The sequence below is a fragment of the Sporomusa sp. 246TCP1 genome (assembly GCF_057319775.1).
The window spans coordinates 3438364-3464288 of sequence record NZ_CM170492.1 but is presented as its reverse complement, the minus strand read 5'-3'; the positions used below and the strand labels follow the sequence as shown (position 1 = coordinate 3464288).

The window sequence follows — 25925 nt, the reverse complement described above, 5'->3', positions numbered from 1 at the left end:
TATCATATATTTATCATGGGACAGACATAACGTTGTCCTGGGGGAGGTTATTCTATGCAGCTGGATTATGGACTTAAGCTGGAAACAACGCAAAAATTAATAATGACACCACAACTACGTCAGGCAATTGCTATCCTTCAGCTACCGGCTACTGAGTTGGCCGAGTTGGTGGAAAAAGAATTACTGGAAAATCCGGTGCTTGAGGCCGATGCCCATGAAAGTAACAATGAGCCTGAGAGTGAGGTTGAATCATTCAGCAGCAATGAACAGGCGGATAACCAGCCAGAAGCAGATGGCTGGGTTGAGTATTTGCTAAATGGTACGCAGACCACAACAGGTGCCCAGTCCGGATGCACTGAAATGGAGAAGCAACGGGAGATAGCTGATGCGGAAACGGTATCATTGCAAAACTACCTGGAAATGCAGCTGCATTTTGCTGTACTTGATGCCAGACATTTGGCTATTGGCAAATATCTTATTGGCTGTATTGATGATAATGGCTATTTATGTGGGACAACAGCAGAAGCAGCTACCCAATTGGCAGTAGAAGAAACCGTAGTAGAAAATGTGCTGAAACTTATCCAGACCTTTGAACCTATTGGGGTAGGCGCGCGCTCTTTGCAAGAATGTCTGTTCCTGCAACTGGAACAAAAAGAGAAAGTATATAACAGTAAGGAATTTGCGTTAGCGGTTGCCGTTATTAGAGAGCATCTCGATCAGGTAGCCTTAGGCCGGTATAAACAAATTGCCGATAAACAGCATTGTTCGCTCCATGAAGTCCAACAGGCTGTGGATATCATCCGCACACTTGATCCTAAACCAGGGTGTGCCTTTGGTGGTGGACAACCAGGGTATATTATACCTGATATTATTGTTGAACGGGTAAATAGCGGTTATACCATTCATATTAATGATAGTCATGTGCCACAGCTGTCCATCAATTCATATTACCGGCAAATTGTCCGGGAAGAGCCCGGTGATGCCCGTAAATATGTAGAAGGTCGTATTAATGCTGCAGTTTGGCTGATAAAAAGTATTGAACAGCGCCGGCGCACCTTATATAATGTGGCGGAAGCCATCATTGAGATGCAACAAAACTTTTTTGATCATGGTCCCAAATTTTTGCGACCACTCACCATGAAGAAGGTGGCCGATCAGATTGGGGTACATGAATCGACCATAAGCCGCGCGACGTCCAATAAATATATGGCTACCCCCCACGGCGTGTTTGGTATGAATACCTTTTTTACTGCCGGTATTCAGAGTGCTGCCGGCGAGGATATTTCAGCCAGTCGGGTAAAACAGGAGATACGGGAACTGATTGCAGCCGAAAATCCAATGCAGCCCTTAAGTGATCAATCTTTGGGAGACATTCTCAATAGCAAAGGGATTATGGTTTCACGGCGAACGGTTGCCAAGTACCGGGAAGAAATGGCTATTCCCGCCTCAAGTAGACGAAAAAGGCATTAACAATTATGTGCAAAAATTCCCAAATAACCATATGAGTAGAAGTCCTTTTTGTTTACATTAAATGGCATGCGTTTATGAAATGGGAAGGGATATTCGTACCGATGGCGAACTAAGTAAAGAGGAATTTTTACAGAGGCGGTGACTTGGAAGCCATTAAAACTGGGGTCAATCTGCTTAAAGGGTATAAGCCGGATGCACTGGAGCTATTGCCGGCCTCTATTCCTGCAAGTGTAGTAGCCGAACTTGCCCAAGCGACCGGACTGCCCGTTTTGGGCGGTGGACTGCTGCATAACAAAAAGGATATAGCGTATGCCCTTTGGCAATGGATTAAGTGCCGTGAGCGCAAGCAAACGTGAGCTGTGGTAAGCGTCAAAGTAGCCTGTTAAATGAGTGAAAATAATTACTTTTCGGTATTATTAAAAAATAGCAGGAATTATCAAAAAGCACGAGAATAATATAGCTAAATAATTGAATACAGGGACAGAGATAAAGAAAAGTCCAAAGCGTTCGCCTTAGTAGAAACCGCAGTTCTATAGGCGTTGCTTTAGACTTTATTTTTATGTTTGGACAAAGGTATGGTGAAAACGGTCAGGGTAGTCATAAGTGATTCGATAAGGGCTATTAGGACGAAATCTGGAGTTCGCAGATTGGTGTTGTTGCCGAGGTTGTTGCCAAGGCAGGTATTAGTGCTGCAGATATAGCTGGCATTGGTATTACTAACCAGCGCGAAACTACAGTAGTGTGGGATAAAAACACCGGCAAGCCGGTGTATAATGCGATAGTCTGGCAATCCCGCCAAACAATGGATATTTGTAATGATCTTAACGCTAAAGGACTGGAAGATACCTTCCGCAAAAAACTGGTTTGGTAGTAGACGCTTACTTTTCCGGCACCAAGGTAAAATGGATTCTTGATAATGTCGAGGGTGCTCGCGCAAAAGCGGAAAAAGGTGAGCTCCTGTTTGGAACCATTGATACTTGGCTTATCTGGAAGCTGTCAGGCGGCAAGGTACATGTAACAGACTACTCTAACGCTTCCCGGACATTAATGTACAACATTCGTGAACTCAAATGGGATGAAGAACTGCTGGCGGCGCTGACAGTTTCGGCTATAATGCTACCAGAGGTTCGTTCTTCCAGCGAGGTGTACGGCAACACCGATCCCAACGCATTTTTGGGAGCATCTGTACCTATCGCGGGCGCTGCTGGTGACCAGCAATCGGCCCTGTTTGGTCAAACTTGTTTCAAACCTGGTATGGCGAAAAATACATATGGCACCGGTTGCTTCATGCTAATGAATACTGGTGATAAGGTATATGAGTCTAAGAATGGCCTGTTGACCACCATTGCCTGGGGTATTGACGGCAAGGTTGAGTACGCGCTGGAAGGCAGTATCTTTGTAGCCGGTTCAGCAGTTCAATGGCTGCGTGATGGTCTGAAGCTGATTGATGCGGCTCCTGACTCAGAATATATTGCGAAAAAAGTCAATGATTCCGAGGGTGTATATGTAGTTCCTGCTTTTGTTGGTTTGGGTGCTCCCTATTGGAATATGACGGCTCGCGGCGCTATCCTTGGTTTGACCCGCGGTACAACCAAAGCTCATGTGGTGCGGGCCACTCTTGACTCCATGGCTTATCAGACCAAAGATGTACTAAGCGCAATGGAAGCCGATTCTACTATTAAATTACAGGCACTTAAGGTTGATGGTGGTGCTGTAGCCAATAATATCCTAATGCAGTTCCAGGCCGATATCCTGGGTGTGCCGGTTGATCGTCCGCAGGTTACTGAGACCACCGCGTTAGGTGCGGCTTATCTTGCTGGTTTGGCTGTTGGCGTATGGAACAATAAAGAAGACCTGGTTAAGAATTGGAAGCTGGATACTCGTTTCGAGACTAAAATGGCTGCTGATCAAAGCAGTAAATACTATAAAGGCTGGCAAAAAGCAGTTAAGCGCTCGATGGACTGGGAAGACTAAGCACCAATAGATAATTGTTAGACAAAGTAATAGATCGGACTTAGAGATGAAGAGAAGTCCTTCTTGCGCCAGTTATCGGCCCAGGGGGACTTCTCTATCCTTTTTTAGCGAGGTAAATAAGTATGCAAACTACTGTTGTAGTTTAGCCCCCTGGCAAGTTCCCATACCCATACGTGTTTTACGCCTTACATCTTCAAGGTGTATAGCTGGTAGGATCAGCGGCCATAGCTTCAACCTCAGCCAGTGTAACCATTTCGCACTCGCATAACCGGTATCCGGCCAGTGCTTTGGGGCAATCAGCTCAGAGAAGCCGAACTGATGCGCGGCATCTATGGAGCCTCATTAAATATAGATGGAGCGGTTAACGATGAGAATAAGTGATGTTATTGTAATCGGTGGCGGCCTTGCCGGTTTGACAGCAGCGATTACTGCAGCCGGACGGGGCAAAAAGGTTACCCTTATGACTTCAGGTGCCGGGACGCTGGCTATTGGCGGCGGTACGATTGATTTGTTAGGTTATCTGGAAAACAATACGCTGGTAGCTACCCCACGTGCTGGATTACGTCAATTGCCGCCTGGGCATCCATATAGAAAAGTAGGCAGTCAGGTAGTGGAAGAGGCCGTACAATTCTTCTTAACCATGTGCCAGGAGGAAGGGTTTGCTTATACTGGTGGGTTGGATCGTGTCCAGTGGCTGCCGACAGCCATAGGCAGCGTAAAACCAAGTTGCCTGGTGCCGCTTACAATGGATAGCACTCCTGTTCAAGCAGCCAGTCATGTTGCAGTAGTTGGATTTATGAGGCTAAAAGATTATTTTCCTGAATTAATTAGTAAAGGCTTAGGAATCATTCTAGGTTTTCAAAAAGAATATGAAGAGGTTATGATTGATCCTGGTTTTACAGGTGGGCGGGATGTAACTGCCTTTGATATTGCCAGATGGCTTGATACCATCCAGGGCCAGCAGGTTTGCCGGGAACAGTTGGCAAAGCAGGTGAAGTCAGGCAGCGTTGTTATTATTCCGCCTGTATTAGGCTCCCGGCCTAGCTATGTTGTCAGAGATACCCTGGAAAGAATGCTTGCTTGCAAATTTGTGGAGACTGTAATCATGCCGACTGCTGTTACTGGGTTTAGATTGTGGGCCATGCTCCTGCAGCGTGCCAGGCGGCTGGGTGTTACTATCATGGAACAGGCCCATGTTGCACATGCCATACAGGAAGGAAAGCAAGTGACTGCTGTTGTTACTGGTAATATTGACCGAGAACGTTCGTATCCCGCCAAGGCTGTAATTTTGGCGACCGGTGGCTTTTTTGGCGGCGGCATTATCGCTGAACATGATGGTATCAGTGAACCGATTTTCAATCTACCAGTGACAGCGCCTGCTGAGCGGGAGCAGTGGGGGACACGCCAGCTATTTGCTAATGCAGCCCAGCCTTTTGCTAAGATTGGCATTCAGGTTGATGATGGTCTGCGTCCGGTAAATGCCGAGGGTCAGGTAGTGCTCGAAAATGTCTATGTTGCAGGCCGCAATCTGGCTGGCTATGATTATTGTTGGGAAAAGTCGGGTAATGGGGTAGCATTAGTTAGCGGCTATAAGGCAGGTCTAAATTGCTGAGAATTTTTATAAAGTGTTAATGCGTTATATATGTACAGTTTAAAATTAATGATATGGAGAGAAAACCATGAACAAACATCACTATAACCCAGATGACTGCACAGCCTGTACCTCCTGTGTCATTCATTGCCCGGTTGCCCAAGCTGTACGGGAGTTTCAGGGTCCTAAGCTTGCTGGTCCGGCTGGCGAACGCTTTCGCCTGATGGAAGATGATTGGGAGAATGCTCTGGAATATTGCTCGAATTGTAAAAATTGTGATATAAGCTGTCCCTCCCGTGTTCCTATTTCTACGCTAACTATGAAGGCCAGAGCTCAGTATTATAAAACCCATAAACAGTCACGCAGGGATTGGCTGTTGTCACATGGCGAACAAATGGCCAGGATGGCCAGTCTTACGCCAAGACTGGCCAATTTTGGGATGAATAACTTTGTTAGCAAAGCAATTTTGAAAAACATTGGAATATCAGATAAAGTACCGCTGCCTGCCTATGCCAGCGAAAGCTTTAGCAAGCAATTTAAAAAAATCAAACAGCAGCCAACCGCTAATAAAGCAGTTTTTTTTCCAGGCTGTTTTATAAATTATAACCAGCCGCAAGTAGGGCTGGATGTTGTAGCTGTACTGCAGGTCAATAACTTCGAGGTAATTGTTCCCGAAGAGGCTGTGTGTTGTGGCTCATCATTGGTGGTCAATGGATATATGGCTGAGGCTGAGGCCAATGCTCATAAAAATATCGCTATTTTGCAAGACTATGTTAGGAAGGGCTATCCAATTATAACCGCTTGTACCAGCTGCGGCCTGATGCTCAAACAAGAATACCAGGAGTTATTTGCCAGTAAAGGGATAGAACAAGTTGCCGGTCGTATTTATGACATCGCCGAATTTTTACTGGAACTCTATGATGAAGGGCTTCTTATTACTAACTTTGCCAGACAAGAGGGTCGATACCTTTATCATGCACCTTGTCATCTGCGAGTACAGGGGATAGGTAAACCCAGCCTGGAGCTTGTCCACATGATTCCGGGCATTGAAGTTATTGACGCCGATGCTGGCTGTTGCGGTATCTCTGGCAACTATGGATTTAAAGCCGAAAAATATGATATTGCTATGGCAGTGGGCAATACTCTTTTTGAAACCATCAAAGCCAGCGGTATAAATTCAGTGCTCTCAGAATGCGGTACTTGCCGTTTGCGATAGCCCATGGTACCGGCGTGAAAACCGAGCATCCTATTGCGGTAGTTAGGTCTGCCTATAGCCAGAAGTAGCACCATATGATAAAATTTACCTGTTGAAGCAGGAGTTTCTAGGCCCTTGCCGAATAGGTGTAGTGAAAGTGATAGGCAGGCTATCTAGTTTTTTTACCTGATATGGGACATAATGTGTTCACGTGGGACATATTTTAACCCAAGGAGATGCTATGGAGAAATTTATTCAGCTACAGCGTAAACTTGCACCAGAACTTATACAAATTATCGAAGCACGCTACAATCTCCTGCGTCATATTAAGCACGCTCAGCCGGTTGGACGCCGGGCGTTATCGAGTATGCTGGATATGGGCGAACGAGGGGTCAGGGCTCAGGTTGATTGGCTCAAAACGGCTGGACTTGTTAAGTTTTCCCCACTTGGAATCAGTGTAACAGACGAAGGTCAGAGCATGTTGGCCGATTTGGCTGAATATATCCGGATACTTCATAATTTAGTCGGGCTTGAGGCTGAATTGGCCCAGCGTCTGAACCTTATGCAGGTTGTTATTATACCAGGTGATAGTGAGGCCGACAGCGCGGTGCGCCGCGAACTTGGCCGGGCTACGGCAAGTGTACTTAGACAGCATTTGGGAGATAATATGATTGTTGCAGTAAGCGGCGGTTCGACCATGGCCAAGGTGGCGGAAGCTGTTAATTTTAGTGTCCCGACAACAACTGTTGTGCCAGCCCGGGGTGGACTAGGTGAGGTCGTGGAGTATCAGGCCAATACGATTGCCGCCGTAATGGCCAACAAGCTGGGCGGGCGTTATCGCCTGCTGCATATCCCTGATGGGGTAAATGAGGAAACTCTGGAAGCCATTTTGGACGGAGATACTAATCTTAGGGCTGTGGCCGACATGATTAAAAAGGCCAATATTTTGGTACATGGTATTGGTGACGCCGGTGAAATGGCCGAACGGCGCGGTATGGCTGCGGCCACTATTGCTGATATCGAACAGCGTGGCGCGGTAGGCGAGGCACTTGGGCAATATTGTGCTCTACCAGGAAAGATTGTGTATGTTACCAGCAGTATCGGTTTGAAACTGGATGATTTGGCTGGAATTGACACGGTAATCGCTGTGGCCGGAGGCAGCGCCAAAGCCAAGGCAATCTTGGCGGTAGCTGGTACCGGTGAACAGAGTGTGCTTGTTACCGATGAAGCTGCGGCTAAAGCTATTCAGTTATTAATAACTAATAATATTTAGGAGGAATTTCATTATGACTATTAAAATTGGTATTAACGGTTTTGGCCGTATTGGCCGGAATGTTCTACGGGTAGCAGTTAATAATCCCAAGTTTGAGATTGTAGCGGTAAATGACTTAACAGATGCCAAAACGCTTGCTCATCTTTTGAAATATGATTCCGTACATGGCATAATGAATGCCGAAGTAAAAGCTGTTGACGGCGGTATTGAAATAAACGGCAAGCTTGTTAAAGTGCTTGCTGAAAAAGATCCGGCACAGCTGCCATGGAAAGCTATGGAGGTTGATATTGTAATTGAATCAACAGGCCGTTTTACCGAAAAGGACAAAGCTATGGCTCACATTACCGCAGGCGCGAAAAAAGTAATTATTTCGGCACCAGGTAAAAATGAAGATATAACTATTGTTATGGGCGTAAATCAAGACAAATATGATCCGGCCAACCATCAAATTATTTCCAACGCTTCTTGTACTACCAACTGCCTGGCTCCATTTGCCAAAGTGCTGCAGGAAAAGTTCGGGATAAAATCGGGTTTAATGACAACGATTCATTCCTATACCAATGACCAAAACATTCTTGATCTGCCGCATAAAGATCTTCGTCGCGCCCGTGCTGCCGGTATGTCCATTATTCCGACCACAACCGGTGCAGCTAAGGCGGTAGCTTTAGTTCTGCCTGAACTCAAAGGCAAGCTTAATGGTTTTGCGCTTCGTGTACCGACTCCGAATGTATCCATTACCGATCTGGTTGCTCAATTGGAAAAACCAGCCACTGCCGAAGCTGTTAATGCAGCCCTTAAAGAAGCGGCCAATGGCGAACTTAAAGGCATCATGGCATTCTCAGAAGAACCATTGGTATCGATAGACTACAATGGGAATGCGCATTCCTCCATCGTTGACGGTCTGTCAACAATGATGGTGGGTGATAATCTGGTCAAGGTTGTTTCCTGGTATGATAATGAATGGGGCTATTCCAATCGTGTTGTTGACCTTATCGACTTCGTTATCAGCAAAGGCCTGTAAGATTATTAAGGGTGAAGCAATTTCAGTAATTTGAGATTGCTTCTCTTACACCTCACCTGATTAAGCTGGAGGAATGGTTATGAATAAAAAAAACTTAAATGATATTTGGGTATCAGGTAAAAAAGTATTAGTGCGGGTAGACTATAACGTACCAATGGATAAAGCAGGCAACATTACTGATGATACCCGTATTCGGGCTACGATTCCTACCCTGGAATTTTTGCTGTCCAAGAACGCGGCTGTTATTATTGCCAGCCATCTGGGACGGCCTAAAGGTAAAATTGCGCCCGAGTTTTCACTCAAGCCGGTTGCAAAAAAGCTGTCGCAATTACTTCATGACCGCGAGGTCTTATTCGCCAATGACTCGGTGGGGCCGGAAGCCAGAAAAATGGCGGCCGCTCTTCAGCCGGGGCAATTGCTTATGCTGGAGAACCTGCGTTTTAATCCTGAAGAAGAAAAAAATGATCCTGAATTTGCCAAACAACTGGCTGGCTTGGCAGAAATCCTGGTTAACGATGCCTTTGGCGTATCCCACCGGGCTCATGCCTCAGTGCATGGTATAACCAAGTACATACCAGCCGTATCCGGTTTTCTGATGGATAAAGAGCTGCTGTTTTTAGGGCAGGCTGTTACCGATCCGGTGCGCCCTTTTGTGGCCATTATTGGCGGGGCTAAGGTTTCTGATAAGATTGGTGTCATTGAAAATCTGTTAAATAAAGTAGATACCCTGATCATCGGTGGCGGTATGGCCAATACCTTTCTGGCTGCCCAAGGTTACCAAACAGGTAAATCATTGGTAGAAGCTGATAAGCTGGTTTTGGCCAAAGAGCTTATTGCGACTGCCAAGACTAAGGGCGTAAACCTGCTATTACCGGAAGATGTTGTGGTGGCAGAAAACTTTGCTGCCGACGCTGACCACAAGGCCGTGGCTGTTACGCAAATACCCAGTGAATGGATGGCTCTCGATATTGGTCCGGCAACGGCTGGAAAATTCGCAGCAGCTCTACACGGAGCAAAAACCGTCGTGTGGAATGGCCCGATGGGTGTATTTGAATTTGATGCCTTCGCTATCGGCACTGAGGCAGTCGCCAAAGCAGTGGCTGCATCAGGTGCTAAGAGTATTGTCGGTGGTGGTGATTCGGTGGCTGCCCTGGAAAAACTTAAGCTTGCTGCTAAGATTACTCATATCTCAACAGGCGGTGGCGCGTCGCTCGAGTTTTTAGAAGGCAAGGAATTGCCAGGCATTGCAGCATTGGCAGATAAATAATTTAAGTAAGGAGTGGAGACTATGCGCAAGCCCATTATTGCCGGTAATTGGAAAATGCATAAAACAGCCGGAGAAGGCGTTATACTTGTGCAGGAATTGAACGCTCTAACAAACGCAGTAAATGACGTGGAGATTGTTGTATGTCCGCCTTTTACGGCTTTGACTGGTATAGCTGCTGCTGTAGCAGGAACTAATATCGGTTTAGGTGCTCAAAATATGCATTGGGAAGAAAAAGGTGCCTTTACTGGTGAAATTGCGCCCGGTATGCTCAAAGATATTGGTTGTACTCATGTGATTATCGGTCACTCAGAGCGCCGCCAATATTTTGCGGAAACAGATCAAACTGTGAATAACAAACTTAAAGCCGCGCTTAAAGCCGGTTTGAAGCCAATTATGTGTGTCGGCGAAACGTTGATCGATCGGGAAGCTAACGCTACCAAGCGGGTTGTCGGTGCCCAGGTGAAAGGCGGGCTTGAAGGACTTAGCGCGCAGCAAGTTGCTGGGATGGTTATTGCCTATGAACCCATTTGGGCTATCGGCACCGGCCGCACGGCTTCGGCTGAGGATGCTAATGCAGTATGTGCTTTTATCCGTCGTACGGTTGCCGAAATGTTTGGTCAAGCCAGCGCTGAGAGCATTCGCATCCAATACGGCGGCAGTGTTAAGCCTGACAATGTGGCTGAACTTATGGCTAAACCCGATATTGACGGCGCATTAGTCGGCGGGGCAAGCTTAGAGGCTGAGTCTTTTAGCAAATTAGTTAAGTTCAAATAACCGCGAGGAGAAAAAACGTGTCAAAACTATCATCGCCAATTGCACTTGTTATTCTTGACGGTTGGGGAATTGGCCGCGAAAATGACGAGTTTAACTCCATTGCCAGAGCTGATACCCCGCATATTAAATTGTTAGCAGAGCGGTATCCGGTAACCAAACTTGACTGTTCAGGAGAAGCTGTTGGTTTGCCGGCAGGACAAATGGGAAACTCGGAAGTTGGTCATCTTAATATTGGTTCAGGCCGGATTATCTACCAGGAACTTACCCGTATCAGCAAATCAATCAGGGACGGCGATTTTTTCACCAATCCGGTACTTTGTCAGGTGTGTGACGCGACTCGCCAGGCAGAGGGGGCACTGCATCTGATGGGGCTGTTGTCTGATGGCGGTGTTCACAGTCACATTACCCATGTGTATGCTTTGTTGGAATTAGCCAAAAAACAGGGGGTAAAGAGGGTCTATGTTCATGCGTTCTTAGACGGACGGGACGTACCACCAAGTAGCGCTGTTTCCTATATCAAAGCACTTGAGGCTAAAATGGTGGAACTGGGGGTAGGTCAGATTGCTACTATAGCCGGCCGCTATTATGCTATGGACAGGGATAAACGCTGGGAACGTACTAGCAAAGAATATGAAGCCCTTGTCTATTGTCAGGGTGCGCAAGCTTCTAATGCAGCAGCGGCTGTTGAGGCATCCTATCAGGCAGGGAAAACGGACGAATTTGTTGAGCCAACCATTATGAGTAACTGTAGCTGTCAGGGGATAAAACCAGCTGATGGTGTTATCTTTTTTAATTTCCGGCCAGATCGGGCCAGGCAGCTTACCCAGGCGCTTACTGATGTTAATTTTAATAGCTTTGAGTGCAAAAACGGTTGTTTTTTCCTCCATTTTGCCAGCATGACCCAATATGACGAAACCTTTAACGTCCCCGTGGCTTTTCCACCAACTCATATTGTTAATACTCTTGGTGAGGTGGTTAGCCAGGCGGGGTATACCCAGTTGCGAATTGCTGAAACGGAAAAATACGCTCATGTTACTTACTTCTTTAATGGCGGGGAGGAACATCCCTTTGCCGGCGAAGAACGGCTCTTGGTTCCTTCGCCCAAAGTAGCTACCTATGATTTGAAGCCGGAGATGAGTGCTCTTGAGGTTACTGATAAAGCAGTTGAGGCGATTAAATCTGGAAAATATGATTTGATTATTCTTAACTATGCTAATGGGGACATGGTTGGCCATACAGGCATACTTGATGCTGCTATCAGTGCTGTGACAACAGTGGATCAATGTGTCGGCCGCTTGGTGGATGCTATGCGTGACCGGGGCGGTATTACCCTGATAACTGCCGACCACGGCAACGCAGAAGCTATGCTTGATCCGGAAACAGGCGAGCCGTTTACTGCCCATACAACCAACAAGGTACCGCTTATTATGGTTTCAGAAGTACATCGTGGCAGCAAACTACGGGAAGGAATTTTAGCTGATATTGCTCCCACTATCCTGGAATTGGCTGGTATTGCCCAACCGGAAGAGATGACCGGTAAAAGTCTATTACAGAAGTAAATTTCCATAAGTACATAGTAAAATTCGTATATATTAGGAGGAAAATATATGTCTACAACAATTGTTGATATTTTAGCCAGAGAGATACTTGATTCCCGCGGTAATCCTACTATTGAAGTTGACGTACTACTGGAAAATGGCACCTTGGGTCGTGCGGCTGTTCCATCAGGCGCATCTACCGGTGCCTATGAAGCTGTTGAGCTTCGCGATGGTGACAAAAGCCGTTTCCTGGGTAAGGGTGTGCTCAAGGCTGTAGAAAATGTTAATGAAATTATAACTCCGGAAATTGTCGGCATGGACGCACTTGACCAAATAGGTATTGACCAGGCTATGATTGAACTTGACGGCACTCCCAATAAAGCTAAATTAGGCGCTAATGCTATCTTAGGTGTTTCCATGGCAGCCGCAAAAGCAGCGGCATCCTCTTTGGATATGGCCTTGTATCAATACTTGGGCGGTGCCAATGCCAAAGAATTGCCTGTTCCCATGATGAACATCTTAAATGGCGGTAAGCATGCCGATAATAATGTGGATATTCAGGAGTTTATGATCCTTCCGGTAGGTGCAGAAAGCTTTGCTGAAGCCCTGAGAATGGGTGCGGAAATTTATCATAACCTCAAAAAAGTACTTGCTGACCGCAATTTAGCGACAGCTGTTGGTGATGAGGGCGGATTTGCTCCTAATCTGGCATCTAACGAAGAAGCATTAAAAATCATTATTGAAGCTATTGAAAAAGCTGGTTACAAACCAGGCGAACAAATCATGCTTGGCCTTGATGTTGCCGCAACCGAATTATTTAAAGACGGAAAATACCATCTTGAAGGCGAAGGTGTTGTGAAAACTTCGGCCGAAATGGTGGAATACTATAGTCAGTTAGTTGAAAAATACCCTATTATATCGATTGAAGACGGCATGTCTGAAGATGACTGGGATGGCTGGAAGCTTTTAACTGATCGTTTGAGCAGCAAAACTCAGCTAGTTGGCGATGATCTGTTTGTTACTAATGTGGAACGGTTAAGCCAGGGGATTGTTGCCAAAACGGCCAATTCCATCTTGGTTAAGGTAAACCAAATTGGTACATTGACAGAAACCTTTGATACCATTGAAATGGCAAAACGTGCTGGTTATACCTGTGTAATTTCGCATCGTTCCGGGGAAACAGAAGACGCCACTATTGCTGATATTGCGGTAGCTGTTAATGCTGGTCAGATCAAGACCGGTGCACCTGCCCGTACCGACCGCGTGGCTAAATATAACCAATTACTCCGGATTGAAGAGCAGTTGGGTGATCTGGCCCAATACCGCGGGTATAAGGTTTTCTATAACTTAAGATAAGTTCGCGCCGAAGGGAGGTGAACAAAAGATGCCGAAGGGATATTTGCTAAAATGCAATGACTGCGGCTACCTGATTGTGTGTGAGGATGATTTGCTGGAATGCCTGAATAACAGTGTTTGCGAGCATTGCGGCAGTTCTAATATCGAAGTCATTCAGCAGCAGGAAGGAAGGTTTGGCTGCACTAGCCGCCTCAACACGCATGTCACGAATGTTAATGCTAATACTTCTGTGGATCATCCCGACCCGGTACTTCCTCCCTATTAAGGCGTAGAAAACAGGTAAATAAACAGCCGAAGCATTCGGCTGTTTATTTTTCCTAACAGAAGGATAACTTTCTACTTTTGCCAAAGGCGCAGCACAAGCCGTGTTTATTTTTTGACAAACTGGAAAAAATATGTATAATATATATGTGTGAAAACCTTGACGAAAGAATTGTCAAGCAACGTTTAAGTGTGTTAGAATATTGACAGGCCTTGGCAGCGTGGTATTGCAGCAAAGGATAGGTATCAGTCATGGGGGGTGTAAAGAAATGATAACAGGACTGATGATATTAGAAGGTGTACTTTCTATTGCACTAATTGCCGTAGTAGTATTGCAGTCAGGTAAAAGTGCCGGTTTGTCAGGTTCAATTGCTGGAGGGGCCGAATCTATGTTCGGTGGAAAAGCTAAAGGACTTGATGCAATTTTGGCCAAAGCAACAATTATCCTTGCCTCATTGTTCGGACTTGTAACAATGGTTTTGGTTAAATTGATGCAGTAGGGTTACTCACCTCAATGGCTGGAGTATCTCCGGCATATTGAGGTATTTTCAAGTTTTAGTCAAAGGGGGAAAGATAATCATGGATTTATTGTACATTGCGCCGTTCGCTGGACTTGTGGCGCTAGCTTTTGCTGCGTATTTCATGGCTAGCGTACTGAGGGAAAGCCCAGGCAACCAAAAAATGCAGGACATTTCTCAGGCGATTTTTGAAGGAGCTATGGCTTTTCTTAACCGCCAGTACAAAACACTTATTCCGTTTACGATCGTTATTTTCTTACTACTCTTTTATGTGGATGGCTACAAATTGGCGGTATCATTCCTGGTAGGTGCTATTTGCTCCGCCATTGCCGGTTATGTAGGAATGACTTCGACAACCAAGTCGAATGCCCGTACAACGGAAGCTGCCCGCAGCAGTCTTAACAAAGCGCTGAGCGTTTCTTTCCGTGCCGGTGCCGTTATGGGCATGTCTGTTGCCGGTTTGGGCCTTTTGGGTGTGTCTACGTTATACATAATTTTTAGAGATCCTGTTGTTATTAACAGCTTTGCCTTTGGTGCCAGCGCCATTGCATTCTTTGCCCGTGTCGGCGGCGGTATTTTTACCAAAGCAGCTGACGTTGGCGCTGACCTGGTAGGTAAGGTTGAAGCAGGTATTCCTGAGGATGATCCCCGTAACCCGGCCGTTATTGCCGATAACGTGGGTGATAATGTTGGCGATACCGCCGGCATGGGAGCTGACTTATTTGAGTCCTATGCTGCTACCGCTATTGCAGCTATGCTTATTGGTCAAACCGTATTCAAGGGTGATATTAACGGTGTATTGTTCCCATTAATAATCGGTGCAGCCGGAATTTTTGCTTCCATTATCAGTACCTTCTTAGTTAGAACCAGTGAAGATGGTGATCCTCAAGCTGCCCTGAATAGAGGGATATGGGGAACTAATATTCTTGTTGCCGTTGCTACCTATGCCATTGCCGGCGCCATGCTTCCGGCCAAGGCCGTAGGCATTACGATTGCTGTTATTTGTGGCTTAGCTGTTAACGTGCTTGTTGGTGCCATTACTGAATACTATACTTCCAGCAGCAAAGCACCTACCCAGCATATTGCCGATGCTTCACAAACAGGTCCGGCGACCAATATTATTGCAGGTCTTGCCTGTGGACTTAGAAGTACCGCGCTGCCGATGCTGGTATTTGCTGTTGCTATCTGGGTAGCATATGGTGCAGCCGGTATCTATGGTATTGCGATGGCCGCCATGGGTATGCTCTGTACTGCCGGTATGGTTGTTGCTGTTGACTCTTTTGGTCCGGTTGCCGACAACGCTGGTGGTATTGCTGAAATGGCCGATCTTGGCCCTGAGGTTCGTAAAACTACTGACAAATTAGATGCAGTTGGTAACACTACAGCCGCAATTGCCAAAGGTTTTGCCATTGGTTCTGCTGCGCTCACTGCATTAGCCTTGTTTACTGCTTTCGGTGAAGAAATTGCTAAAAATCCTAAACTGTCCGGTCTGTTAGTAAATGGTCATTTAGTGATTAATCTGACCGAACCAACAGTAATTATTGGTATTTTCCTTGGCGCAACCCTGCCGTTTTTGGTATGTGCGTTCACCATGGAAGCTGTAGGTAAAGCTGCTTTTGAAATGATTGGCGAGGTTCGTCGTCAGTTCCGTGAAATCCCTGGCATTATGGAAGGCACTGGCCGTCCTGATTATGCCAAGTGTGTAGATATTAGCACGAAAGCGGCTATCCGCGAAATGATCGTTCCCGGCATCTTTGCTGTAGGCTCGCCTATTCTTGTTGGTTTTATTCTTGGGGCAAAAGCCTTGGCTGGTTTCCTGGCCGGTGCTACTGCAGCTGGTGTATTGTTGGCATTATTCATGTCCAACGCTGGTGGTGCCTGGGATAATGCGAAGAAATGGATTGAAACCGGTAAATATGGCGGTAAGGGTACTCCGACCCATGCAGCAGCTGTTATCGGCGACACCGTAGGTGATCCGTTCAAGGATACTTCCGGTCCGGCAATGAACCCGCTGATTAAAGTTGCTGGTACTATTTCACTCATTATTGCACCGCTTCTTTTCTCATAAAAATATCAAGAAAAAACGCCAAGCTATTTGCTTGGCGTTTTATTTTTGGCCCTTATGGCTTACGATAAGCTATATTTCCCTTACGTGGCAGACAATGGTATAATTAATAGCATATAATGTGCCACAAATACTTGCAGGCATTATTAAATAAATTGTATTGGGGTGAGTTGATGTGGCAAAACCATTGATAGGCATTACTACCAGCCAATTTTTAACGCAAGGCGGCATCATGGCTGGTACCAAACGGCAATTTGTTAGTGATGCTTATATACAGGCCGTACTCTGCGCGGGTGGTGTGCCTGTGTTGCTACCGATAATTGCAGAGCAGGCGGCAATAGCAGAACAAATAGCCGCAGTTGACGGACTCTTGCTTTCGGGGGGCGGCGATATCCAGCCACAAATATTTGGCGAAGAACCAAGGCGTGAACTGGGAACAGTACTTCCAGAGCGCGATACGCATGAGCTGGAATTGGTAAAGTCGGCGTTGGCGTTAGGTAAACCCGTACTGGGTATTTGCCGCGGCTGCCAACTGCTTAATGTAGCGTTGGGTGGTAGTATTGATCAGCACCTGGCAAAGGCTACCCTTCAGCATGACCAACAATCTCCTGGAGATTACGCTGGACATACTGTGATTTTAGAAAATGATAGTAGACTGGCTGGTTTATGGGGGGATACGGTTATGACTAACAGCTTCCACCATCAGGCAATTAAGGAGGCAGCTCCTGGGCTTCGGATAATTGCCAGAGCTAAAGATGGAGTTATCGAGGCCGTAGAGCACGAAGCAGCGCCTTTTGCTGTTGGTGTTCAATGGCATCCTGAACTTATGATTTATAAAAATCCGGCTATGCTTGAGTTATTTACAGCGTTTGTCAACACAGCCAAACGGAAATAATAAGGGTAGATATTACACAATGGGGGGAGTTTTACTTGGCCATAATGCCGGGAGCTGAGCCCTTTTTTTTACAAGGCGGTGAAACCGGCGTACTTGTAGTGCATGGATTTACCGGGGCACCGTCAGAAATGCGCCTGGCTGGAGAGTATCTTAATAGCCTTGGCTATACTGTGTTAGCCCCAAGGCTTTCAGGACACGGAACTACGCCGGAGGACATGGCGAAAACAAGCTGGCCGCACTGGTATTGCAGTGTTGAAGACGGCTATCATGTATTAAGTGGCATCTGCAGCAATGTCGCAGCAGTTGGCTTGTCGATGGGCGGTCTCTTAACCCTTAAACTAGCCAGTGAGTATCCAGTAAGTAAGCTGGCTGTACTTAGCGCTCCCATCTATATCGCCAACAAGCGGCTGCGATTATTGCCGCTTTACCGGATGTTTACTAACTTTGTCGCGAAAAAACGCAAGCGTTTGCCTGGTGTGGGTGAGGAGTATTCCATTAGTTATGACCTGACACCGCTTAGCAGCTTAACCAGCCTTATTCAGCTAATCAACCATGTTGATACTCTGTTGCCGTCAGTAACAGTACCGGCACTTGTTATTCAATCAAAAAAAGAGCATACGGTTGAACCGGAAAGTGCTCAATATATCTACAATAAACTGGGAAGTACTGATAAAAGACTGGTGTGGCTTAACAAATCGGGACACATAATTACCCTGGACACAGAGCGAGAATATGTGTTCCAGGAAATTGGCCGGTTTTTGGCCGGAAATTAGACGAGGTGCATTATGAATGATATGAATGACATGAATGACTGGTGTTTTGCCTGTGGACCGCGTAATCCCATTGGGCTCAAACTTACTTTTCGGGAAGAAGACGATGTCTATTTGACAAACTTTACTGCCGGTCCTGAGCATCAAGGCTATGACGGTATAATGCATGGTGGATTGATAAGCACGCTGTTGGATGAAATAATGGCCCGCTATCTATATGCCCAAGGTCTTACGGCAGTAACGGCCAAGCTGGAGGTGAGGTTTCGTCAGCCAACCCCGATTAGAGAAAAATTAACGATAAGCGGATGGATTACCAGTAAACGGGGAAAAATGGTGGAACTAGCCGCTAAGATTACTTTACCGGATGGAACAGTAACGGCGGAAGGAAAAGCTATTGTTGCCATAAAAGGAGATGAATAATATGGATTTGTCAGACAGAATCCTGGAGTTTATGCGGAAAGAAGCTTATAAACCGCTCACTGCAGAAGACTTGGCTGATGGTATGGGTATTCGTGGCAAAGAACTGGAAGAGTTTTGGCAGATACTGGACAAGCTGGAAGCAACGGCTGCTATAATAAAAACCCGGTATGGAAAATTTGGCGTGCCTGATCGCATGAATTTGGTTGTTGGCAAGTTTTCAGCAACAACCAAGGGATTTGGTTTTATTTTACCGGAAGATCAGGAGCTAGATGATGTCTTTATTCCACCTGATGCTCTTGGTGGGGCTATGCATGGCGACCGTGTGGTAGCCCGTATGCATCAGCGGCATGTTTCCGGCAAAGCAGTCGAGGGTGAAATTATCCGGGTGGTCACCAGAAGTAATAACAAGGTAGTGGGAACCTTTGAGGCTAGCCGTAATTTCGGGTTTGTTCTGCCAGATGACCGCCGGATCGGCCGGGATATTTTTGTGCCGAAAGATGAGTTCAATGGCGCCAAAACAGGTGCCAAGGTAATTGTCGAGATTATTGAGTGGCCACACAAACAAAAAAGCGCCGAAGGACGAATTGTTGAGGTGCTTGGCCAGCAGGGAGATTCCGGGATAGAGATATTATCCATCATCAAGAACAATAACCTGCCTACGGAGTTTCCGCCAGAGGTCGAAAGAGCGGCTGAGCGCGCAGCTACGACCATTAGTCCGGAGGATTTACTAGGACGCAGAGATCTTAGAGAACTCAATCTCGTTACAATTGATGGTGACGATGCTAAAGACTTAGACGATGCTGTCTATGTTGAGCGCCAGAAAAACGGCCACTATCTGCTGAGTGTACACATTGCCGACGTCAGCCACTATGTACGGGAAAACACACCCCTGGACAATGAGGCCAGAGCCAGGGGCACCAGTGTTTACCTTGTTGACCGGGTATTGCCGATGCTGCCACCCCGCTTATCGAACGGAATTTGCAGTTTAAACGCCGGGGAGGACCGATTGGCCTTGTCAGCCCAGATGGAGATTAATGGCCGCGGCCAAGTAATCAATCATGAAATTTTCCCTAGCGTAATTCGGGTAAAAACCCGCTTAACCTACAATATTGTGCGGCAGATTGTTGCCGATCATGATGAAGAGCTGCGGGACAAGTATGCCGATTTGGTGGGGCCGCTGGAAGAAATGGAGCGCTTATGCCGGATTTTACGTGACCGCCGGATGCGCCGGGGAGCCATTGATTTTGATTTCCCGGAAATAAAGGTAAAGCTGGATGCTGAGGGGCGCCCTATTGCCATTGAAAAGCGGATTCGCAGCATTGCCGAATCGATTATTGAAGAATTTATGCTTGTCGCCAACGAGACAGTCGCCGAGCATATGCATTGGTTAGGGATTCCATCCATGTTTAGGGTGCATGAAGAACCGGACGAAGAAAAAATGGCCAGACTTAATGTGTTGCTGGGAAACTTTGGCCAGCATTTACCAAAAACCCAGGAAATTCAACCTATGGCCCTGCAGCGAGTGCTTAGTAAGATTGCTGGACGTCCTGAAGAACGCATTATTAGCACTGTTATGCTGCGCTCACTCAAACAGGCTCGCTATGATGCCGAGAATCTGGGGCATTTTGGACTGGCGGCAACCTATTATACGCATTTTACCTCGCCCATCAGGCGCTACCCGGATTTGATTGTTCATCGTCTTATTCGTGAGACTTTTTCTACTGGCGATATCTCAGCTAAACGTCGCCAGAAGTTATCAACCATGCTGCCTGAGATTGCCATGCATTCCTCTGAACGGGAACGGGCGGCAGCTGAAGCGGAGCGCGCAACCGTTGATTTGAAAAAGGTAGAATACATGGCTCAGTTCGTTGGTGAGGAGTTTGACGGTATTATTAGCGGAGTTACTGCCTTTGGCTTTTTTGTTGAAATCGCCAATGGCATTGAAGGTTTGGTACATGTATCAAGTCTGGATGACGATTACTATCGGTATGTCGAAGAACAATATTCTTTGATCGGGGAACGGACAAGCAACATTTATCAGCTGGGCAACATGGTCAAGATCATGGTAGCTAAGGTCAACCCGGCAGAACGTACTATTGATTATGTGGTGGCAAAGGCGGATAAGCCCCTGCAAGCTGTCAATAGTCAGACAACAGCGCAAAAACGTAATAAACCCAGTCAAAGGCGTAGTACTAATAAACCGCAATCAATTACGGCCAAGAAGAAACCTGCTGCCAGTGCCAGGCCCAAGAAGCCCAGGGCGCCAAAAAAATAGTCAAGCAACCCCACCCACACTTTGGATAACTTCATCGCGCTTGCAGTGAATGTAAGCCGGTCATTGTAAGCATTAGGGTGGCCATCTCACTTCGTTACTTCTTCCTTTCGGGCCAAACCAATTGACGTATAGTAGCAGATACTATACAATTAATATGTATTAGCAGGATTCTACGAGGTGAGAAGTATGGCCAAAGAGGCTGGCATAAAAATAGCGGCGGAAAACCGAAAGGCCCGCCACGATTATCATATCCATGAAACCTATGAAGCTGGAATTGCGCTTACCGGCACCGAAGTCAAGTCACTCCGCGCCGGTAAGGCCAATCTTAAAGATGCCTATGCCCGGATTGATAACGCTGAAATCATGCTGCATAACATGCATATCAGTCCTTATGAGCAGGGTAACCGTTTTAATCACGAACCACTGCGTACCCGGAAGCTTTTAATGCATCGGTACGAAATCAATAAATTAATCGGAAAAACCAAAGAAAAAGGCTATACATTGGTGCCGCTTAAGTTGTATTTTACCAGAGGTAAAGTGAAAGTTGAACTAGGACTTGCTACAGGCAAACATACCTACGATAAACGTCAGGATCTTGCCGAACGGGATGCCAAACGCGACATGGAACGGACGCTGCGCGATAGACAAAAAGAATAGCCTTTTTGTCTATCGCATCAGGCAGACGGTTCACGTGAGGAAGAGCAGCGTGGCGATCAATCCTGTTGTTTTTCAACTGCAAATGCCAAATTTCTTTGTAGGCTCTCAATTTTTCCCGCCCAGAGTTGTAAAAATACAATACCGCCAAGGATCAGAATGCCGCCGCCTACCTGCAGCGGTGTTATTTTTTCATTAAGCAAAGCCACCGATAATAGTACGGTTATGATTGGCTCCAGCGTACTGATAATGGACGCATTAGTAGCGCCAACATGGCTCATACCGGCGAAAAAACCCACTATTCCCACAATGGTTGGCAGCAGTGCGATGCCGATAATGGATAACTTACCTGTGAGAGGCAAGCTCCAATTTAGAGAATCAGTCGCTATGCCGCTTATAAGAAAAACGATAGCGGCAGAGCCACAGACGTAGGTAGTGGTAACCAGCGGGTTCGTGCTTTTCAGCAGGCGATTGCCAATAATGATGTAAAAGGAATAGACCAATGCAGAGCCCAAGCCCAAAATAAACCCAAGCATACTGACATTGTCAAAGGATACGCCAAGAACAAGGAATAAGCCGGAAAAACAAACCGTTAGCGCCAAACCCTTTTGCCAAGTATACTTTTCATCACCAATAAAAAAAGACAGTACGCTGACTATCGCCGGATAAGTATACAGCAGCATGGCTGCCAGCGACGCAGGCACATATTTTATCGTCATAGCAAACAGCATTGACATCGAACCATAACCCAGGCCGCCTAAAAGCGCTAGTCGCAGCAGTAAAGCTTTATCAAGCATCAGCGAGACCCCACGCCATTTGAGTAGTATAGCTAAACAGATTGCGGCCAAAACAAACCGCCCGGTCAGGATCGTAATCGTACTGGCTCCGGCGGCGTAGGCGAACTTAATAAAAATGGGCAAAGTAGCAAAGCCGGCAGCCGATACTGCGACCAGCAACGCGCCAGTGTGTTGTTGATTCAAATCTAATCACCCCTTAACTGTAATATATTCGGCAGCAGAGAAATTTTCTCCTGTACTCGAATACAATATAGAGTAGGGGAAAAGATATACTGGAAAAAGATTTATTTGGCGGTATTCAAGCTTTATGATATAATAGGTTAGTAATGAAGTGTATTAACGTTTGCAGCTAAACACCATCCCAGGTATTTGAAAAAATACGGGGGCGTACTGGTTTCGACAGGGGTAGTTATGGTATAGATAGCGAGCCGGGGTTCCATCAGCCCGTCAATACGGTGGAAAATTGTAAACGCAAACGAAGATTACGCTTTAGCAGCTTAATGCTAACGTTCTACCTGCGCACTCCCGCGGCCTAGGATAGGACGTCATTTAGTGGGATACCTGAGGCTCAATTCTCGGAGAGCCAACTGGGAAACTTTATCGAGATAGCGCCAAAGCAGCCTGTTAGTGGGCGGCAACGGTGCGAAATTTAAATCACTGACTGCGCTCGGAGAAGTCTATGCAGTAATGCTCTTGGACAGGAGTTCGATTCTCCTCGCCTCCACCAATTGGAATTTAAGTAAATAAATGTAAAATATTTTAAGCATAAGTTTGCCAAAGTGGTAGGCTTATGCTTAATTGTTTTGTATAATAAGTTTTAAGATATCAATTATGGTGAGGATCTCATTATGAATTTTGAAGAATTGCTTGGAAAGTATCAAGCATTATTGAATGAGAATAATAGTTTAAAAGAAGAAATAATAAACTTGAAGGCAAAACTAAATGCTTGCAAGTTAGTACGGCAGGATGAAAATAATGGAAATTATTCGGCTATTTCTTTGGATAATTTATGTTCAGATGCATATTCATCTGATGAGTTATCTTGTAATAATGATGAAAATCAAATTTTGCAATCAAACATAAATAATTCATCTGAACCTACAGAAAAAATTAAATTATTTATGTCTCTCTTTAAAGGTCGGAATGATGTTTATGCTAAAAGGTGGAAAAATGAAAAGAAGGGTACATCTGGGTATTCGCCGGTTTGTATAAATGAATGGAAATCAGGAATATGCAGAAAACCGATTGGTACATGCGCTGATTGCAGTCATAAATCATATGCCTCTTTAGAGGAAATGGTGATTGACAATCACTTGCGGGGACGAAACAATTTTGTGGCTGGGATATACCCCATGTGCCTTGATGAAACATGCAGCTTTTTGGCTATTGACTTTGATAATGGTGAATGGCAAAAGGATATTTCAGCTTTACGAGATGTATGTAGTGAATTTAGTATACCGGTTGCGGTTGAACGTTCACGCTCTGGTAAAGGAGCTCATGCGTGGTTTTTCTTTGAAAAGCAGCTAACAGCCATTTTGGCAAGGAAGTTTGGGACGGCTTTACTTACTTACGCTATGAGTAAGAGGCATGAAATTACGTTTAAATCATATGATAGATTTTTTCCTAATCAAGACACAATGCCCAAAGGTGGGCTGGGAAATTTAATTGCGCTGCCACTGCAAAAAGAGGCAAGAAGAACCAAGAATAGCGAATTTATTGATGAAAATTTTGAATCTTATAAAGACCAATGGGCATTTTTGTCATTTATTCAAAAGCTTTCAGAAGATGACGTTACATTATTGATAGAAAAGCTCTGTCTAGGAAATGAATTTGGAATATTGAAAAAAGAAGATGATGAAGCTTCCAGGCCATGGGAAAGAAATACGGTGAATTTATTAAAAAGTGATCTGCCATTAAATATTGAAATTGTAAGAGCCAATATGCTCTTTATTCCTAAAGTAGGCTTTTCTCCAAAAGCATTAAATTACTTAAAACGTTTGGCGGCATTTAAAAACCCCGAATTTTATAAAGCGCAGGCAATGCGTTTGTCAACCAGTAAACTACCAAGAATTATATCTTGCTCGGAAGAAACAACGGAATATCTATGCTTGCCCAGAGGTTGTGCTACAGATTTAGAAGCTATATTTAAAGAAATGGATATCAATATCAGCTATGTAGATAAAACCAATTGTAATAGAAAAATTAATGTTGAATTTAATGGCAATTTGCGAGATGAACAACCTCAGGCTATTGCAAAATTACTGCAAGCTGATATTGGAGTACTTTCGGGAACCACTGCTTTTGGTAAAACAGTTGTAGCAATTAAGCTAATTACTGAAAGAAAGGTTAATACGCTTATTCTGGTTGACAAAATCAGTTTGGTTTCACAATGGAAAAAAAGATTGCTGGAATTTTCGACTATAAATGAAACTTTACCAGATATAGATGAAGTGAAAAAGCGCGGAAGGAAAAAAGTAAAAAGTATTATCGGGCAATTAGGCGGAGGAAAAGATGCTTTAAATGGAGTAATTGACATAGCTGTCATGCAGTCGCTGTATCGGATGGGGGAAGTAAAAGAGTGTGTAAATAATTATGGCATGATTATCGTTGATGAGTGTCATCATGTTTCAGCATTTAGTTTTGAAAAAATATTGAAAAGCACAAATGCAAAATATGTATATGGTCTTACTGCAACACCTGCCAGAAAAGATGGACATCATCCGATTATTTTTATGCAATGTGGCCCGATACGATATCGGGATGATGCGAAAAAGCAGGCAGAAAAACGACCATTTGAACATTATGTTATACCGAGATTTACATCTTTTAGAGTTCCCTTAGACATGGAGGAAAAGGATGTAATGATACAAGAATTGTATTCGGAAATTGTGGCAAATGACATGCGGAATGAGCAGATTATCACTGATGTGGTTAGAAGTCATGAAAGCGGGAGAAACTGTTTAGTTTTAACTGAAAGGACTGCGCATGTTGAGTTGCTTTCTAAAGAACTGAGCAAAAGAATCCCTAATGTTATATCCCTTGTTGGTGGTATGGGTACAAAAGAAACTAGAGAAATATTGCAGAAAATAGCCAATATGCCAGTTGGTAAACAGCTAACTTTGGTGGCTACTGGGAAATATATAGGGGAAGGCTTTGATGAACCTTGTCTGGATACTCTTTTTCTGGTTATGCCGATATCTTGGAAAGGAACCTTGCAACAATATGCAGGGCGGCTTCACCGGTTATTTGAAGGCAAAAACGAAGTGCAAATTTATGATTATGTAGATATCCATGTAAAAATGCTGGAGAAGATGTATAATAAACGTCTGTCCGGTTATGCATCCATTGGTTATAGGGCGAAAGGCGAAATATCTATGACAGAATCAGTGGATATAATTTTTAACGAAAGTAATTTTTTACCGGTTTATACTAATGATATAATTAATGCGGGAAGAGAAATTTTAATTGTAAGTCCTTTTGTTACTAAGAAACGTACAATCGGGATGCTAAAGTACTTGGAGATTCCGCTAAAAAATAAAGTAAGAATAATTGTGGTGACTAGGCCAACTGAAGATTTCAAAGAAAAGAATATGAACCTAGTGCAAGCCGTTTTCGATTTGATAAAAAATGCAGGAATAAGTATGATTTTCAAATCAAATATTCATCAAAAATTTGCAATTATAGATCAAAAAATTGTTTGGTATGGAAGTGTTAACCTATTAAGCTTTGGTAATGCAGAAGAAAGCATTATGCGTCTTGAAAGTTCAAATATTTCGAGTGAATTAATAAGAAGTATATGTGTCTGATAAGA

General features: G+C 45.0%; 20 protein-coding genes, 1 other RNA gene and 1 pseudogene. 21 read left to right on the top strand and 1 reads right to left on the bottom strand.

The window, feature by feature from the left end; all coding sequences use genetic code 11:
• Positions 1 to 54: 54 nt before the first annotated feature.
• The 19 genes and pseudogenes from rpoN (at position 55) to smpB (ending at position 21320) form a co-directional block, all read left to right on the top strand.
• Positions 55 to 1470: an RNA polymerase factor sigma-54 gene (gene rpoN, locus AC1ECB_RS16390; RefSeq protein WP_485664775.1), complete on the top strand. Its 1416-nt coding sequence runs from the start codon at positions 55 to 57 to the stop codon at positions 1468 to 1470.
• A gap of 143 nt (positions 1471 to 1613) precedes the next feature.
• On the top strand, positions 1614 to 1826 hold the full coding sequence (locus AC1ECB_RS16385) for a glycerol-3-phosphate responsive antiterminator (RefSeq protein WP_485664774.1): 213 nt from the start codon (positions 1614 to 1616) through the stop codon (positions 1824 to 1826).
• Between the two features lie 269 nt (positions 1827 to 2095).
• Positions 2096 to 3444: pseudogene (glpK, locus tag AC1ECB_RS16380) on the top strand (glycerol kinase GlpK); the annotation flags it as partial.
• A gap of 367 nt (positions 3445 to 3811) precedes the next feature.
• Positions 3812 to 5056 carry an anaerobic glycerol-3-phosphate dehydrogenase subunit GlpB gene (gene glpB / locus AC1ECB_RS16375; RefSeq protein WP_485664773.1) on the top strand — a complete coding sequence of 415 codons (1245 nt, stop codon included), beginning with the start codon at positions 3812 to 3814 and terminating at the stop codon, positions 5054 to 5056.
• A gap of 67 nt (positions 5057 to 5123) precedes the next feature.
• Positions 5124 to 6251, top strand: coding sequence for an anaerobic glycerol-3-phosphate dehydrogenase subunit C (locus AC1ECB_RS16370; RefSeq protein WP_485664772.1), 1128 nt, complete (start codon positions 5124 to 5126; stop codon positions 6249 to 6251).
• Positions 6252 to 6471: 220 nt separating this feature from the next.
• Positions 6472 to 7503 carry a sugar-binding transcriptional regulator gene (locus AC1ECB_RS16365; RefSeq protein WP_485664771.1) on the top strand — a complete coding sequence of 344 codons (1032 nt, stop codon included), beginning with the start codon at positions 6472 to 6474 and terminating at the stop codon, positions 7501 to 7503.
• Positions 7504 to 7516: 13 nt separating this feature from the next.
• Entirely contained in the window at positions 7517 to 8524 is a 1008-nt protein-coding gene (gene gap, locus AC1ECB_RS16360; protein WP_485664770.1) for a type I glyceraldehyde-3-phosphate dehydrogenase, read from the top strand.
• 79 nt (positions 8525 to 8603) lie between these two features.
• Positions 8604 to 9791, top strand: coding sequence for a phosphoglycerate kinase (locus AC1ECB_RS16355; RefSeq protein WP_485664769.1), 1188 nt, complete (start codon positions 8604 to 8606; stop codon positions 9789 to 9791).
• A gap of 21 nt (positions 9792 to 9812) precedes the next feature.
• A complete protein-coding gene (gene tpiA / locus AC1ECB_RS16350) occupies positions 9813 to 10565 on the top strand; it encodes a triose-phosphate isomerase (protein ID WP_485664768.1) in 753 nt (250 codons plus the stop codon).
• A 17-nt stretch (positions 10566 to 10582) separates the two neighbouring features.
• On the top strand, positions 10583 to 12124 hold the full coding sequence (gene gpmI / locus AC1ECB_RS16345) for a 2,3-bisphosphoglycerate-independent phosphoglycerate mutase (protein ID WP_485664767.1): 1542 nt from the start codon (positions 10583 to 10585) through the stop codon (positions 12122 to 12124).
• A 48-nt stretch (positions 12125 to 12172) separates the two neighbouring features.
• A complete protein-coding gene (gene eno / locus AC1ECB_RS16340; RefSeq protein WP_145090563.1) occupies positions 12173 to 13459 on the top strand; it encodes a phosphopyruvate hydratase in 1287 nt (428 codons plus the stop codon).
• 28 nt (positions 13460 to 13487) lie between these two features.
• On the top strand, positions 13488 to 13724 hold the full coding sequence (locus AC1ECB_RS16335; protein WP_485664766.1) for a hypothetical protein: 237 nt from the start codon (positions 13488 to 13490) through the stop codon (positions 13722 to 13724).
• A 265-nt stretch (positions 13725 to 13989) separates the two neighbouring features.
• A complete protein-coding gene (gene secG / locus AC1ECB_RS16330) occupies positions 13990 to 14220 on the top strand; it encodes a preprotein translocase subunit SecG (RefSeq protein ID WP_021169103.1) in 231 nt (76 codons plus the stop codon).
• A 79-nt stretch (positions 14221 to 14299) separates the two neighbouring features.
• Positions 14300 to 16306: a sodium-translocating pyrophosphatase gene (locus AC1ECB_RS16325; protein ID WP_485664765.1), complete on the top strand. Its 2007-nt coding sequence runs from the start codon at positions 14300 to 14302 to the stop codon at positions 16304 to 16306.
• A 172-nt stretch (positions 16307 to 16478) separates the two neighbouring features.
• Entirely contained in the window at positions 16479 to 17198 is a 720-nt protein-coding gene (locus AC1ECB_RS16320) for a gamma-glutamyl-gamma-aminobutyrate hydrolase family protein (RefSeq protein ID WP_485664764.1), read from the top strand.
• A gap of 35 nt (positions 17199 to 17233) precedes the next feature.
• On the top strand, positions 17234 to 17971 hold the full coding sequence (locus tag AC1ECB_RS16315) for an alpha/beta hydrolase (protein WP_485664763.1): 738 nt from the start codon (positions 17234 to 17236) through the stop codon (positions 17969 to 17971).
• Positions 17972 to 17983: 12 nt separating this feature from the next.
• The gene (locus AC1ECB_RS16310; RefSeq protein WP_485664762.1) at positions 17984 to 18388 is read left to right on the top strand and encodes a PaaI family thioesterase; all 405 of its coding nucleotides are present in this window, start codon (positions 17984 to 17986) and stop codon (positions 18386 to 18388) included.
• Position 18389: 1 nt separating this feature from the next.
• Entirely contained in the window at positions 18390 to 20663 is a 2274-nt protein-coding gene (gene rnr / locus AC1ECB_RS16305; protein ID WP_485664761.1) for a ribonuclease R, read from the top strand.
• A gap of 186 nt (positions 20664 to 20849) precedes the next feature.
• Entirely contained in the window at positions 20850 to 21320 is a 471-nt protein-coding gene (smpB, locus tag AC1ECB_RS16300; protein ID WP_021169097.1) for an SsrA-binding protein SmpB, read from the top strand.
• 56 nt (positions 21321 to 21376) lie between these two features.
• Here smpB and AC1ECB_RS16295 read toward each other — a convergent pair whose 3' ends face one another.
• Positions 21377 to 22297: a DMT family transporter gene (locus tag AC1ECB_RS16295; protein ID WP_485664760.1), complete on the bottom strand. Its 921-nt coding sequence runs from the start codon at positions 22295 to 22297 to the stop codon at positions 21377 to 21379.
• A 198-nt stretch (positions 22298 to 22495) separates the two neighbouring features.
• Here AC1ECB_RS16295 and ssrA point away from each other — a divergent pair.
• Positions 22496 to 22841: a transfer-messenger RNA gene (gene ssrA, locus AC1ECB_RS16290) on the top strand.
• Between the two features lie 121 nt (positions 22842 to 22962).
• Positions 22963 to 25920, top strand: a complete 2958-nt coding sequence (locus AC1ECB_RS16285) for a TOTE conflict system archaeo-eukaryotic primase domain-containing protein (protein WP_485664759.1) — start codon at positions 22963 to 22965, stop codon at positions 25918 to 25920.
• Positions 25921 to 25925 lie beyond the last annotated feature (5 nt).